Raw genomic sequence first — 14,180 nt, 5'->3', positions numbered from 1 at the left:
GATTTATTCAGTGTCACGAGCCTGATCGAGCTTGGCCTTGAGCAAAGCGCCCAAGTTCGTTGTGCCCGACGACGCACTAGCTTCAGTCATGCGTTGCATGGTTTCGGCAGTGTCCTGACTATCACGAGCCTTGATCGACAACTGAATCGCGCGAGTTTTGCGATCGACGTTGATAATCATGGTTTCGACGTTATCACCGACTTTCATGACTGTCGTTGCATCTTCAACGCGGCCCGATGCCATCTCTGAAGCACGGAGGTAGCCTTCGACTTCATGTGACAGGGTAATGGTTGCGCCTTTCGGTTCAACGGCCTTGACCACACCTGGCACGACGGCACCCTTGTCGTTGGTTGCCACAAAGTTGTTGAATGGATCGCCTTCAAGCTGTTTCACGCCCAACGAGATGCGCTCTTTATCGGTATCGATACCGAGCACAACGGCATCAAGCTCATCGCCCTTCTTGAGGTTGCGAACAGCTTCTTCACCAGTTTCTGTCCATGACAAATCTGATAGATGCACCAGACCATCAATGCCGCCTGGCAAACCAACAAAGACACCGAAGTCAGTGATCGACTTGATCGCGCCACGTACTTTGTCGCCACGCTTAGAGTTAGCTGCAAACTCTTCCCAGGGGTTCTGACGGCACTGCTTCATGCCCAGCGAAATGCGACGACGATCTTCGTCGATTTCAAGAACCATGACTTCAACTTCGTCACCCAAGGTAACCACTTTGCGAGGATCAACGTTTTTGTTGGTCCAATCCATTTCAGAAACGTGTACCAGACCTTCAATACCAGCTTCGACTTCAACGAATGAGCCGTAGTCGGTGAGGTTTGTGACTTTACCGAACAAACGAGTGCCTTGTGGGTAACGACGAGCCAGACCCACCCAGGGATCTTCGCCCAGTTGTTTGACGCCCAAAGACACACGGCTCTTTTCTTGATCAAACTTCAGTACTTTAGCTTCAACTTCTTGACCGACCGTCAAGACTTCTGAGGGGTGACGCACGCGACGCCATGCCATGTCGGTGATGTGCAACAAGCCATCAATGCCGCCCAGATCAACGAAGGCGCCGTAATCCGTAATGTTCTTGACCACGCCTTTGACAATTGAGCCTTCTTGCAAGTTTTCGAGCAATTTCTGACGCTCTTCGCCCATGCTCGCCTCAAGCACGGCGCGACGCGACACAACAACGTTGTTGCGCTTGCGATCAAGCTTGATGACCTTGAACTCCATGGTCTTGCCTTCGAAAGGCGTGGTGTCTTTAACAGGACGCAAATCGACCAATGAGCCAGGCAAGAATGCACGGATACCAGCAGTCATGACAGTCAGACCGCCCTTCACCTTGCCAGTAATCGTACCGGTAACCAGTTCGTTTTTCTCGAGCGACTGCTCAAGTGAGAGCCAAGCCGACAGGCGTTTGGCACGATCGCGAGACAGCACGGTATCACCGTAGCCGTTTTCAAGCGAGTCAATAGCAACCGAAATAAAGTCGCCAGGATTGACTTCGAGCTCACCCTGATCGTTGAGGAATTCTTCTAAGGGAATCAGCGCTTCTGATTTCAGACCAGCATTGACGACGACGAAATTGTGATCAATACGAATGACTTCTGCCGAAATGACTTCGCCAGACTTTAAATCCTGCTTTTCAATACTTTCGGCGAACATCGCGGCAAAACTTTCGCCGGATTCAATAGAGGTTTGTTGAGTTGACATGTTGAGGAAAATCCAAATGACCCAAGGGGCCGGGTAGCACACCTACTCGCAATACCCATCGAGCAAGGTGAGGTTAAAGTTAAAAAACCTAGGCTTGATACAGCGCAAGGATGGCTTGCACAGTCTGATCAATCGTCAATGCTGAAGAATCGATGGTATGCGCATCTTGTGCAGCGATGAGGGGTGCGGTGGCTCGATCTGTATCACGCCGGTCACGCTCTCGCATATCTGCAAGCAAGTCCTCTAGATTAGCAGAAATACCCTTATCGATCAACTGGTTATAACGTCGCTGGGCACGAGCAAGCACATCTGCAACTAAAAAAATCTTTAAATTCGCATCAGGAAACACAACGGTGCCCATATCTCGCCCATCCGCCACCAGCCCAGGCGATTGTCTGAACGCCCGCTGACGCCCCAGTAGCGCGGCACGCAACGCCGGTTGTGGCGCCAATTTAGAAGCCAGATTGCCGACGGGTTCTTGCCGCATCAGCTCACTGACATCGTCGCCCTCAAGCGCGACACCTTGTGGATGAAAGGCAACATCCAACCTTTCGGCGAGCTGCGCAACGGCGCCGGTATCTTCTGGGGACACTTGGTGCTTCATGACCGCAATCGCGGTGAGCCGATAGAGCGCACCACTATCAAGCGTGGCCCAGCCAAGCGACTGAGCAACCAGGCTCGCAACAGTCCCCTTGCCTGAGGCTGTCGGCCCATCAATGGTGATGACGGGTACCAAGCTCACCGGATCATGCCTCGATAAACATCAAAATAGGTTGGGAACGTCTTACTGACACAGCCGGGATCCAGAATCGTGACACTTGCCGGACCAAAGGCAGCCAGTGACAAGCACATGGCCATGCGGTGATCATCGTAGGTATGGATAGCTGCATCGCGCCACTTACCAGACTCAACGGGATGAACCCGTAGCCAGTCAGGGCCGCTTTCAACCGTGGCACCGAGCTTGGATAGTTCGGTCTCCATGGCATAAATGCGGTCCGTTTCTTTGACGCGCCAGCTACCAATATTGTTCAGGGTACACGGACCATCGGCGAACAAAGCGAGTGTTGCCGCTGTCATCGCAGCATCGGGGATCAAGTTGAAATCAGCATTAAACGCCTTCAATTTTGCCCCGCGCGCAACACAAACCCCACTGACTTCGATGGAAGCTGCTCGTCGGGTCACCTGTGCCCCCATCATTTCAAGCGTATCGGCAAAGGCCACGTCACCCTGAATGCTGTGATCTCCGACGCCAAACACCGTGAGCGGTCCGCCACCAATCGCGCCCATCGCTAAGAAGTAAGAGGCCGAGGACGCGTCGCCTTCAACCGATAATTGCTGGGGAGACTGATATTGCATCCCTGGCTCGATCACAAATCGCTGGCTGCTGAGCCTGACCACGTCAACCCCAAAACGCTTCATCAAATTCAAGGTCAATTCGATGTAAGGTCGCGAAATCAACTCACCCACCACCTCGACCGTCAGAGGCCTGCCGCTTTGGGCGACGGCCAAAGGCGCTGCCATCAAGACAGCTGTTAAGAACTGGCTGGAAACCGAGCCCTGGACGCGAACCACATCCGATAGTGGTCCTGCCGGGCGAATCGTCAATGGCGGGAAACCGGGCTGACCTGCGTAGGTAATGTGAGTGCCCCAAGCGTTGAGCCCGTCCACCAAATCACCGATGGGACGCTCGTGCATCCTTGGTACACCAGAGAGCTCATAATTACCCCTCATCATCGCAAGCGCAGCGGTAATGGGCCGAAAGGCAGTCCCGGCGTTGCCCAGAAACAGCTTGGCGACTTTCACCGGGAAGCTAGCGACACCAGAGACGACCACCGACTCAGCCGAGAGCTGGCGGATCTGAACCCCCAGTTGCCTGAGGGCAGTGAGCATGACGTCAGTATCGTCAGACTTCAACAAACCATCGATGCGGGTATCACCGACCGATAACGCTGATAGCAGCAGCACTCTGTTAGAAATACTTTTTGAACCGGGCAAGGTGATATCACCTTTGGCCTCGTGTGCCGGTGGCAAACGAAGCGAATCGGTTGGACTCGTCGTGGTCATTGCCCAAACCCCGTCCAGTTGGCACGTGCGGTCGATGCCTCATCAAGCAGGTTTTCGATAAAAACTGAGTCTTTATCGATCAATGCAGCTTCAGCCCTGTCCATCATGAGTCGAAAAGCTGCGATGTCCTGCAACAGGGCATCTCGATTCGCCAGAAACACATCTCGCCACATTTCGGGCGACCCTTGTGCGATGCGAGTGAAGTCTTTGAAGCCTGAACCGGCAAGGGCGAGGCGTAAGTCGGGGTCATCACTTTGGGTGACGTGAGCCATGTAAATGCTCGCAATCCAATGTGGCAGATGACTAATGCTGGCCAGTGCCTCGTCATGCACCTGAGCATCAAGCGTCACGACTTGAGCGCCGCACGATTGCCACAACGCCACCACCAGATCGACGTCGCTGCTTTTATTCGCCGCCAAGGGCGTGAGCATGACTCGCCGATTTTGATAGAGATCAGCGCGCGCCGCGTCAGGCCCCGTTTCATGGGACCCTGCCATCGGATGGCCCGGCACAAACTGACTCGCTTTTGACTGAAGCACGCGACTCACAACATCGATGACGTCTTGCTTGGTGCTACCGCCATCCGTCAAGACAGTCTCTGCTCTTAAGTTTGGTGCCAGCTGCGCAAGAACTTCGGCGATCGCCCCGACGGGCGTACCCAGAAAAACCACATCCGCCTGAGCAGCGATCTCTTCGTACGAAACTACCTCGTCAACTAAACCGAGCTCAAGTGCGCGGGCAAGTGTCTCAGGCCGACGACCAGCGGCAATGATGCGCTTGACAATACCCGACTGACGCAAGGCCGCGGCAAAAGACCCCCCGATTAAGCCAACCCCAACGATGGCGAGGGTGTCGATCATGACGCTAGACTGAGCTTGCTGCAAGTGTTGAGCCGTCATTTGTGCGCTTTGGCCAAGATATCAGTCAAGGCTTCAATGAAGGTTTGATTTTCTTCGCGCAACCCAATCGAAACTCTCAGCCATTCTGGTAAACCATCACCTGCGACGGGACGGACAATCACCCCGCGCTTCAAGAGTTCAAGATTAATGCTGGCTGCATCCCCGACTTTGACCAACACGAAATTGGCAAAGCTAGGCACATAGGTCAAACCCAGTTGATCGAAGGCTTGCTGCAGTTGCGCTTTACCTTGCTGATTGACCTCGAAACTCTGCTGCAAAAACTCAACGTCATTCAGGGCCGCAATCGCAGCCGCTTGCGCCAGAGAGTTGACATTGAACGGTTGACGAACCCGATTCAGCAGATCGGTGAGCGCGGGTTGCGCCATCGCAAAACCAACTCTCAATCCAGCCAAACCATAGGCTTTAGAAAAACTACGTGACACAATCAGATTCGAATAGCGTTTGACGAGTGCAACGCTGTCCACGCGCTGCTCAGGCTCAAGAAATTCGTTATAGGCCTCATCCAATACCACGGTGACACGGGTGCCAAATTTCGCGCAAACCGCTGCCAGAAAATCCTCGATTGCTTGATTGGCCAAATAGGTGCCAGTGGGATTGTTTGGATTAGCGATGAAAACCAAACGTGTGGTGTCATCAATAGCGCTGAGCATCGCAGGCAGATCGTGCCCCAGATCGAGGGCCGGTACCACCAGGTGCTTGGCCCCACGAGCCTGGGTCGCAAGGCGATAAACGGCAAAAGAGTGCTTGGCGTAAACAACTGCGCTACCTGGCTCGAGCAAGGCCAACCCGACCAATTCGAGGATATCGTTTGAGCCATTACCCAAGGTCAGCCAATTTTGATCGATATTGAACCGTTCAGACACCGCCCGCTTCAGATCGAAACCAGCAGGGTCAGGGTATCGGCCTAATTGATCGATCGCTGCAATGATGGCCTTCTTGGCCGACGCAGGCATCCCCAAGGGATTTTCATTCGAAGCGAGTTTAACAATCTTGTCCGGATTTAAACCAAACTCGCGGGCAAGCTCTTCGATGGGCTTACCAGGGACATAAGGTGAAATCGCAGCGATATGCGATGGGGCAACAAAAATCGAATGTTCTGACGACATATGAGCGAGCCGAAAAGAGGAGTGAATCGAGCCTGATGCGCGCCTATCCCTTACTGGCAGGGATAAGATCCAAGCACCTTAAAAAAAGCACACTGGGCTTTCAGTTCTGCAAGTGCTGTTTTAACAGAAGGGTCAAGCTGATGACCTTCGATATCCACATAAAAATAGTATTCCCAATCGCCTGTTCTGGCGGGCCGAGACTCGAAGCGGGTCATCGAAACGCCATTGGTCGAGAACGGCGCCAGCATCTTGTAGACAGCACCTGCCTCATTCGATACGGCGAGAATCAGACTCGTTTTGTCACGGCCGCTGGGCAATGTCTTTAATTGACCAATCGCCAAGAAACGAGTTCGGTTATGGGGATCGTCCTGAATCCCTTGCGCCACGACATCCAACCCCCAGGCCTGCGCAGCGGTATCGCTGGCAATGCCAGCAATTGCCGGATCGAGTGATGCCAGTCGGGCGGCCTCGGCGTTGCTTGAAACCGACTCACGAGCGAGGTTGGGATAATGGGCGTTCAACCACCCCTGGCACTGAGCCAAGGCTTGTGGATGAGCCATAATTTTGGTGACCCCATCCATTGTGCCGGTTCTGGTCATCAAACAATGATGAATCAGGATTGAATGCTCGCCAATAATATCGACATTGGACTCTCTCAACAGGTCGAGGGTTCGATTCACGGCGCCTTCGGTCGAATTTTCAACGGGTACCATGCCCACTTGCGCACTGCCCGCTTGCACCGCGCGAAAAACCTCGTCGAAAGACGGGCACGGCAGACTCGATACCGAATGACCAAAATGTTCGAGTGCGGCTTGTTCGGAAAAAGAGCCGGCAGGCCCCAAATAGGCGACCGTTAAGGCTTGTTCAAGACCACGACAGGCGGACATGATTTCAGTCCAGATGCAAGAGATCGCGTCTTGCGGCATGGGGCCTGCATTTTTGGCTTGAAGTGCACGGATCACCTGAGACTCACGCTCTGGCCTGAGCACTGGGCTGAGTTCATGATGATTGTGCTTTTCGGCACCGACTTGCTGAGCCGTCAATGCTCTTTGGTTCAACAGATCAAGGATTTGAGAATCGATCTGATCAATTCGCTCACGCAAAGGGATCAACTTGGCTAACAGCGCATCATCCATGGGCCTGCTCGAACTCATCAAGATAATCAATCAGGGCTTGCACCCCTGCCATCGGCATGGCGTTGTAGATAGAGGCTCGCATCCCCCCAACGGTTTTATGCCCCTTGAGCGCCATCAACCCAAGTTGCTCTGCCCCTTTGAGAAACGCCTCGTCCAGCGACGTATCTTTTAAAAAGAAAGGGGCATTCATTCGCGATCGAACTTTCGCATGTACCGGTGCCTGATAAAAATCAGAACGATCCAATCGCTGATACAACGCACTGGCTTTAGCGATATTGGCTTGCTCAATGGCCGTCACCCCCCCTTGACGTTTGAGCCATTTAAACACCAGCCCAGCAATATAAATGGCATAGGTTGGTGGCGTGTTGTACATCGAGCGCTCGCGAGCAACATTGGTGTAATCGAACGCGGTGGGGCAGATGGGCAGTGCGTGCCCAATTAAGTCACGCTTGACGATCACGATGGTCACCCCGGCAGGCCCGGCGTTTTTTTGCGCACCGGCAAAAACCATCCCGGTGCTGGCGATGTCAATCGGTCGTGACAAAAAATGAGAAGAGGCGTCGACCACGAGCGGCACCTCGGCCGCCCCCAGATCAGCCATCTTCGGCCAATCAGTAAATTCGATGCCGCCAATCGTCTCGTTGCTGCAAAGATGCAAATAGGATGCCGCTGGATTCACCTGCCACGTCTCTGGCATGGGCATCCAAGTATATGGCGCATAGTCTTTACCGTCGATCATGGTTGACCGATTGTTGGTCGCAACAATGTTTGACTGACCATAACGCTGACATTCAAGGTGGGATTTGTTGGACCAAATACCGGTGACGACGAAATCAGCGGCAAGACCCGGTCTCGTTGCGATCAGGTTCATGGGCACAATGGCATTCTCTGCGGTAGCACCGCCTTGCATAAACAAGACCGCGTAGTCGTCAGGGATGCTCAGCAGCTCACGCAGATCGGATTCAGCTTCATCACAGATCTGCGTGAAATGCTTGCCACGATGGCTCATCTCCATGACCGACATCCCTGAGCCGTTCCAGTCAAGCATTTCATCCGCCGCTTGTTGCAAGACTGACTCAGGCAAGGCAGACGGGCCAGCAGAGAAATTCCAATAACGTGCCATACCGATCTATACCTCTTTCCCAGTGTCTTCGTCGTTGCCCGCTGTATCGCCATCGTTGGATTCTGGGTTACCTGTCGCATCAGGTGTCGAATTAGCATCGGCGTTCGCCACGGCAATCGTGTTTGCGCTATCCTCTTCGTTATCGATGTCGGCATCGCTTTCAGCAACACGACGGATACCGGAAAGCATACTGCCATCGTCGACGCTAATCAACGTGACACCTTGCGTCGCGCGACCCATTTCGCGAACCTCTGATACACGCGTACGCACTAACACCCCACCGGTCGTGATGAGCATAATTTCATCGGTAGAATTCACCAGGACAGCGCCCACGACTTTGCCATTGCGAGCCGTTGTCTGGATGGCAATCATGCCTTTGGTGCCACGGCCATGGCGTGTGTATTCGCCGATAGGGGTGCGTTTGCCGTAACCGTTCTGGCAAGCCGTCAGCACCGTTTGACTCTCGTCACCCGCCACCAACATGGCAATGACGTTCTGCCCTTCTTCGAGCATCATGCCTCGCACACCACGGGCATTACGGCCCATTGGACGAACGTCATTCTCATCAAAACGCACTGCTTTGCCTGAATCAGCAAACAGCATGACATCGTGCGTGCCATCGGTTAATTCGGCACCAATGAGGAAATCGCCCTCATCCAGATCGACCGCAATAATGCCCGCTTTGCGCGGGTTAGAAAAATCGGTCAACGGCGTCTTTTTGACCGTACCGCGCGACGTGGCCATGAAGACGGTCTGATCTTCGCTGAAGGCTTTGATTGGCAATACGACGGTAATTTTCTCGTTGTCAATCAGAGGGAACATGTTAACAATAGGCCTGCCCCGGGACAGCCGAGTGCCCTGAGGGACTTCCCACACTTTGAGCCAGTACACCCGACCACGATCGGAAAAACACAAGAGGTAGTCGTGCGTGTTGGCGATGAACAATTGGTCAACCCAGTCGTTCTCTTTGGTGGCAGTAGCCTGCTTGCCACGCCCACCACGTTTTTGAGCGCGGTATTCAGACAGAGGCTGACTCTTGATGTAACCCGTATGGGATAAGGTCACCACCATATCGGCTGGGGTAATTAAATCTTCTGTGTCGAGCTCGGTTGCGTTTAGCTCAACATAAGAGCGTCGCGCGTCTTTCGCGTTTACTGAAAACTCGGTTTTGATGGTTTGCAGTTCGTCACTGATGATCGCGGTGATTCGCTCTGGACGCGACAGGATATCGAGCAAATCGGCGATGGTATCCATCACGTCTTTGTATTCGTTGTAAATCTTGTCTTGCTCAAGCCCCGTCAAGCGCTGCAGACGCATGTTGAGGATCTCTTGCGCCTGAGTTTCACTCAAACGGTAGAGGCCATCGCCCTGCAAACCAAAGCTGTCTGGCAAATGATCAGGACGATACGCTGCCCGACCACCCACGGCTTGATCATCTGCGCGCGCCAGCATTTCGCGCACCAGCGATGAATCCCAAGCACGAGCCATCAAATCCTGACGAGCCACCGGTGGCGTGGGCGCCGCCTTGATGATGGCGATAAATTCATCGATATTGGCCAATGCAACGGCCAGGCCTTCAAGCACATGACCTCTTTCACGGGCTTTACGCAACTGAAACACCGTGCGGCGAGTGACGACTTCACGGCGATGCTGCAAGAAGTACTCAACCATCTGCTTGAGGTTCAACAAACGAGGCTGACCATCGACCAAGGCCACCAAGTTCATCCCAAACGTATCTTGCAACTGGGTATTCTTGTACAGGTTGTTCAGTACCACCTCGGGCACTTCACCACGCTTGAGCTCAATGACGAGACGCATCCCGTCTTTGTCTGACTCATCGCGAATATCCGAAATACCTTCGACTTTTTTCTCATTGACGAGCTCAGCAATCCGCTCTTGCAATGTTTTCTTGTTGACTTGATAGGGCAGCTCATCGACAACAATGCATTGTCGCCCTGCTTTATCCATATCCTCAAAATGCGTCTTCGCACGCATGATCACCCGACCACGACCTGTGCGATAACCCTCACGCACGCCAGCGATGCCATAAATCGTGGCCCCGGTGGGGAAGTCAGGCGCAGGGATCAATTCAATCAACTCGTCGATTGAGCAGTCTGGTTTACGCAGACAGTAAAGGCAACCATCAACGACTTCTGCCAGATTGTGAGGTGGGATATTGGTCGCCATGCCGACCGCAATGCCCGAGCTACCGTTGACCAGCAAGTTAGGTAATCGGGAGGGCAACAGCAAAGGCTCATGCTCACTGCCGTCATAGTTAGGGCCGAAGTCGACCGTCTCTTGATCAATATCGGCTAGCAATTCATGTGCGATCTTGGCCAACCGTATCTCGGTATATCGCATCGCCGCAGCGTTGTCGCCGTCGATTGAGCCGAAGTTACCTTGCCCGTCAACGAGCATGTAGCGCAGCGAAAAATCCTGTGCCATCCTGACAATGGTGTCGTAGACGGCCTGATCCCCATGCGGATGGTACTTACCAATGACATCCCCGACGATACGCGCAGACTTCTTGTAGGCACGATTCCAGTCGTTATTCAATTCGTGCATTGCAAACAATACACGGCGGTGCACTGGCTTTAAACCATCCCGGACATCCGGCAGGGCGCGCCCGACGATTACGCTCATTGCATAATCGAGGTAACTGCGGCGCATTTCTTCTTCCAGAGAGATCGGAAGCGTTTCCTTGGCGAAGGAATCCATATTTGAAGACAACTAAAAAGCAGCGGTTAAGGCACTAACTAATTCTCAGCCACTAATACCAGCCAAACAAAAAGCTAACGCTCGAAGGTAAACCCAGAATTCTACACTTCTGACTGATTAATTCCTCAAATCTAGGGTTATCCGCTAAAAATGGGGGCACTAAAGGCATCCATCAGTGACTTCAGGCACTTTATTCAAAACGCACATCAGAAGTTGGAGAGCGAAATAAGTCTGGTTTATTTCAATTCATTAGGGCAAACGTGACTCATTGTTGTCAAAAACCAACAAGAAGTGGCATTCAGAGCTAGAAATACGGGTAACAAGTAGAAACTGTGACTTTATGCACAGCAAAGAATAAATAAATGCCTTAAGATTCGAACCAGCACGCAGGAAACCCAGTGTGTAATTCTTTGAAACCTGCTCTTAGCGTTGCTATACTGGCCCCGTTTCCTGAATTAATGCGGCGGGGGTTCGCTGCTAGTCACACTTTTAAGCTTTATGCTCAACGAGGAGAAACATGAACAAGCCCTCCAAATTCGCTCTGGCACTCGCCTTCGCTGCTTTCGCAGCAACAGGCGTAGCTTCCGCGCAAACGGTAGACAACTGGAAAAACGCAGACGGTACTCTCGTCTGGAGAAACGGCGACAGCACATTGTGCTGGCGTGACAACAACTGGACACCAGCGACTGCTGCTCCAGGTTGTGATGGTGCAATTGCTCAGAACAAAGGTCCTGGTAAAGGCATCGACAACAAAAAGGTTGTTTTCAACGCTGATGCTTTCTTTGACTTTGACAAAGCAATCCTGAAGCCTGAAGGCAAAAAACTGTTGGATCAAGTCGCTGCCCAAGCTGGCACGATCAATCTTGAAACCATCATCGCTGTTGGTTACACCGACGCAATCGGTTCAGTGGCCTACAACGTCAAACTGTCACAGCGTCGTGCTGCTGCAGTGAAAGCTTATCTGGTCACGAAAGGCATCGATGCTAACCGTGTTTACACAGAAGGCAAAGGCAAAGCTAACCCAATCGCTGACAACAAGACAGCAGCTGGGCGTGCCAAGAACCGTCGCGTAGAGATCGAAATCGTCGGCAGCCGCAAGTAATTGATGCGCTGTCCGTCAGGCAAGGGTAATGCCCTTGCCTTCGGTCTAAAAAAGGTCTCGCTTGCGAGGCCTTTTTTTATGGATTGCCGTCTCTCGATGATCGCAGCTTGATGGATCTGGTTTTAATGGCCTCGCCTCATCGTTTCTCACGTGATGATGAGAGGGCACGCTTTGTTGTACTCTGTTGATTCTGTCCTGTCTCGCGCGGTCGTCAAATATGCAAACTGAAACACCCTCACCTGCAGATACCCCTCATTCTGTGTCATACGCATCGAACGTCGATCAATCTGAGCTCGATAAGTTCAGTGCGCTGGCTGCTAAGTGGTGGGATCCCAATAGCGAGTTCAAACCCTTGCATGCGATCAACCCACTTCGTCTGGATTGGATTAAAGGGATCGTGGGCGACCTATCTGGCAAACAAATACTGGACGTCGGTTGCGGTGGTGGCATTCTGGCCGAAGCAATGACGAAGTCTGGTGCGCACGTCACCGGCATCGACCTTGCTGAGAAATCACTCAACATAGCAAAACTGCACGGACTTGAATCAGGTGTACAGGTTGATTACCGAAATATCAGCGCAGAAGACATCGCTGCCGAGCAAACTGAGCGTTTTGATATCGTCACATGCATGGAAATGATCGAGCATGTACCCGACCCATCTTCCATCGTTCGTGCCTGCTCACGCTTGGTCAAACCAGGTGGTTGGGTATTTTTCTCGACACTAAACCGCAATCCGAAATCATTTCTGTTTGCGATCGTTGGTGCCGAATACATACTGGGTTTGTTACCTAAAGGCACTCATCGCTGGCAAAGTTTCGTTAAACCCAGCGAACTAGCGCAAGTTGCGCGCGGTGCTGGTTTAAATCTTGTTCATCTCAAAGGCATGAGTTACAACTTGCTCACCCAAGTCTACTCACTTGGCAGTGATACCAGCGTTAATTATCTGATGGCGACACAGAAATGACTGGCCTCGTTCTCTTTGACTTCGACGGCACGCTCGCCGATACCGCCCCTGATTTAGCGGCGGCGGCCAATCAGCAACGTATCCGCCAGGGACAAGAGCCCTTACCGCTTGAAGCCTTGCGACCCTTTGCTTCTGCCGGCGCCCGAGGCCTACTGCGTGCCGCGTTAGGCATGAAGCCCGATCACCCAGCGTATGAGACGCATAGAAAGCAGTTTTTGCAAGACTATGAGGCCGCGATGACAGTGCATACGACGTTGTTTGAGGGTGTACCTGAGCTTTTGTCGCAAATTAGTGCAGCCGGGCTTGCCTGGGGCATTGTGACCAATAAAGCCACTTATCTCGCTCAACCCATTGTCACCGCGCTGGGATTGTCTGAGGACTGCGCTGTATTGGTGTGTGGCGATACGACTGCCCATGCAAAACCCCATCCTTTACCCTTGCAACATGCGGCAAAAGCGGCAGGCTTTGCCGTCGATCGTTGTATTTATGTCGGTGACGATTTAAGGGATATTTTGGCGGCACAAGCGGCAGAGATGGTGTCAGTTGCGGCAGGATATGGATATTGCGGTGATGAACACCCCGTCGAGACGTGGAATGCCGATCATTACGCCGCCACCCCTGAAGCGATCTGGCCGATCGTGAAACAAATACTGACAAACCCTTAAATTCATTTACGTGCTGCGTATCTTCTTGGTACGGTAGTTGGACTACAATATAGCTATTGGGGCCGATCCGGATTCGACGTGGGTCACGACTCAGTGCAGGGCATGTCGAGCACCAGTAAGCTCGTAAATCCACTGGAAACAATACAAACGCAAACGACTCGCGTTTCGCTCTGGCCGCTTAAGCGGTGAGCCGCTGCACTGATTTGTCTTTGGGTCAGGTGGGTAAAACCACAGCAGCGTCATCAACAAAGAATCGGGGTTTGTCGGGTCATTCGTCAAACGCTTAAAACCAAGTGAATCGCCAAGGAAAGGCCTGTCTGTTGGCATAGTCCGAGGTTAAACAAAAAGTGAACAGACTACACATGTAGAACTGCCTGCCTAGGGCTTGCGGACGGGGGTTCAATTCCCCCCGGCTCCACCAGTACCGCACATACCAACCTTTCGGGGTTGGTATTTTTTTGCCTACAGGTTTGGGTTCATGCGGGTCTGTGGGGAGTGTTGCGGACTGTGGAGACGGGTGACCTGTCTGGTTTTATCGGACCATTTTCATTTAGAAACGACGGCTCCGGTTGTTGAACTGCTTTTCCATTCAGACACGTACTCAAGCGGCGTTTGATAATCCAAACTTGAATGCGGTCTGATCGTATTGTAATGTTCCCGCCACTG

General features: G+C 52.6%; 12 protein-coding genes and 1 other RNA gene. 4 read left to right on the top strand and 9 right to left on the bottom strand.

Features of this window, described 5'->3' with window-relative positions:
* Positions 1-3: 3 nt before the first annotated feature.
* The 8 genes from rpsA to gyrA all read right to left on the bottom strand — a co-directional run bounded on the left by rpsA (position 4) and on the right by gyrA (position 10,783).
* A complete protein-coding gene (gene rpsA, locus AC1W8Y_RS03770; protein ID WP_106226619.1) occupies positions 4-1,716 on the bottom strand; it encodes a 30S ribosomal protein S1 in 1,713 nt (570 codons plus the stop codon).
* Between the two features lie 88 nt (positions 1,717-1,804).
* Positions 1,805-2,458, bottom strand: coding sequence for a (d)CMP kinase (gene cmk, locus AC1W8Y_RS03765; RefSeq protein WP_482013135.1), 654 nt, complete (start codon positions 2,456-2,458; stop codon positions 1,805-1,807).
* Positions 2,455-3,780 carry a 3-phosphoshikimate 1-carboxyvinyltransferase gene (aroA, locus tag AC1W8Y_RS03760; RefSeq protein ID WP_482013134.1) on the bottom strand — a complete coding sequence of 442 codons (1,326 nt, stop codon included), beginning with the start codon at positions 3,778-3,780 and terminating at the stop codon, positions 2,455-2,457. Before aroA ends, cmk begins: the two co-directional genes overlap by 4 nt.
* Positions 3,777-4,679, bottom strand: coding sequence for a prephenate dehydrogenase (locus tag AC1W8Y_RS03755; RefSeq protein ID WP_482013133.1), 903 nt, complete (start codon positions 4,677-4,679; stop codon positions 3,777-3,779). Before AC1W8Y_RS03755 ends, aroA begins: the two co-directional genes overlap by 4 nt.
* A complete protein-coding gene (gene hisC, locus AC1W8Y_RS03750; RefSeq protein WP_482013132.1) occupies positions 4,676-5,806 on the bottom strand; it encodes a histidinol-phosphate transaminase in 1,131 nt (376 codons plus the stop codon). The genes AC1W8Y_RS03755 and hisC overlap by 4 nt, the downstream gene beginning before the upstream one ends.
* 50 nt (positions 5,807-5,856) lie before the next feature.
* A complete protein-coding gene (gene pheA, locus AC1W8Y_RS03745) occupies positions 5,857-6,942 on the bottom strand; it encodes a prephenate dehydratase (protein ID WP_482013327.1) in 1,086 nt (361 codons plus the stop codon).
* Positions 6,935-8,065: a 3-phosphoserine/phosphohydroxythreonine transaminase gene (gene serC / locus AC1W8Y_RS03740; RefSeq protein WP_482013131.1), complete on the bottom strand. Its 1,131-nt coding sequence runs from the start codon at positions 8,063-8,065 to the stop codon at positions 6,935-6,937. The genes pheA and serC overlap by 8 nt, the downstream gene beginning before the upstream one ends.
* 6 nt (positions 8,066-8,071) lie before the next feature.
* Complete coding sequence (gene gyrA, locus AC1W8Y_RS03735; protein WP_482013130.1) at positions 8,072-10,783, bottom strand: DNA gyrase subunit A; 2,712 nt, start codon at positions 10,781-10,783, stop codon at positions 8,072-8,074.
* A 517-nt stretch (positions 10,784-11,300) separates the two neighbouring features.
* On the opposite strand from gyrA, the gene ompA reads away from it, so the two are divergent.
* The 4 genes from ompA to ssrA all read left to right on the top strand — a co-directional run bounded on the left by ompA (position 11,301) and on the right by ssrA (position 13,935).
* On the top strand, positions 11,301-11,885 hold the full coding sequence (gene ompA / locus AC1W8Y_RS03730) for an outer membrane protein OmpA (protein WP_482013129.1): 585 nt from the start codon (positions 11,301-11,303) through the stop codon (positions 11,883-11,885).
* Between the two features lie 217 nt (positions 11,886-12,102).
* Positions 12,103-12,849: a bifunctional 2-polyprenyl-6-hydroxyphenol methylase/3-demethylubiquinol 3-O-methyltransferase UbiG gene (gene ubiG / locus AC1W8Y_RS03725; RefSeq protein WP_482013128.1), complete on the top strand. Its 747-nt coding sequence runs from the start codon at positions 12,103-12,105 to the stop codon at positions 12,847-12,849.
* A complete protein-coding gene (locus tag AC1W8Y_RS03720) occupies positions 12,846-13,514 on the top strand; it encodes an HAD family hydrolase (protein ID WP_482013127.1) in 669 nt (222 codons plus the stop codon). The genes ubiG and AC1W8Y_RS03720 overlap by 4 nt, the downstream gene beginning before the upstream one ends.
* A 58-nt stretch (positions 13,515-13,572) precedes the next feature.
* Positions 13,573-13,935: a transfer-messenger RNA gene (ssrA, locus tag AC1W8Y_RS03715) on the top strand.
* Between the two features lie 125 nt (positions 13,936-14,060).
* Here ssrA and AC1W8Y_RS03710 read toward each other — a convergent pair.
* A partial coding sequence (locus AC1W8Y_RS03710; protein WP_482013326.1) for an integrase core domain-containing protein occupies positions 14,061-14,180 on the bottom strand: 120 nt, incomplete at its 5' end.

The sequence above is a fragment of the Jezberella sp. genome (assembly GCF_964834465.1).
This window is presented reverse-complemented; position numbering and strand designations above follow the sequence as displayed.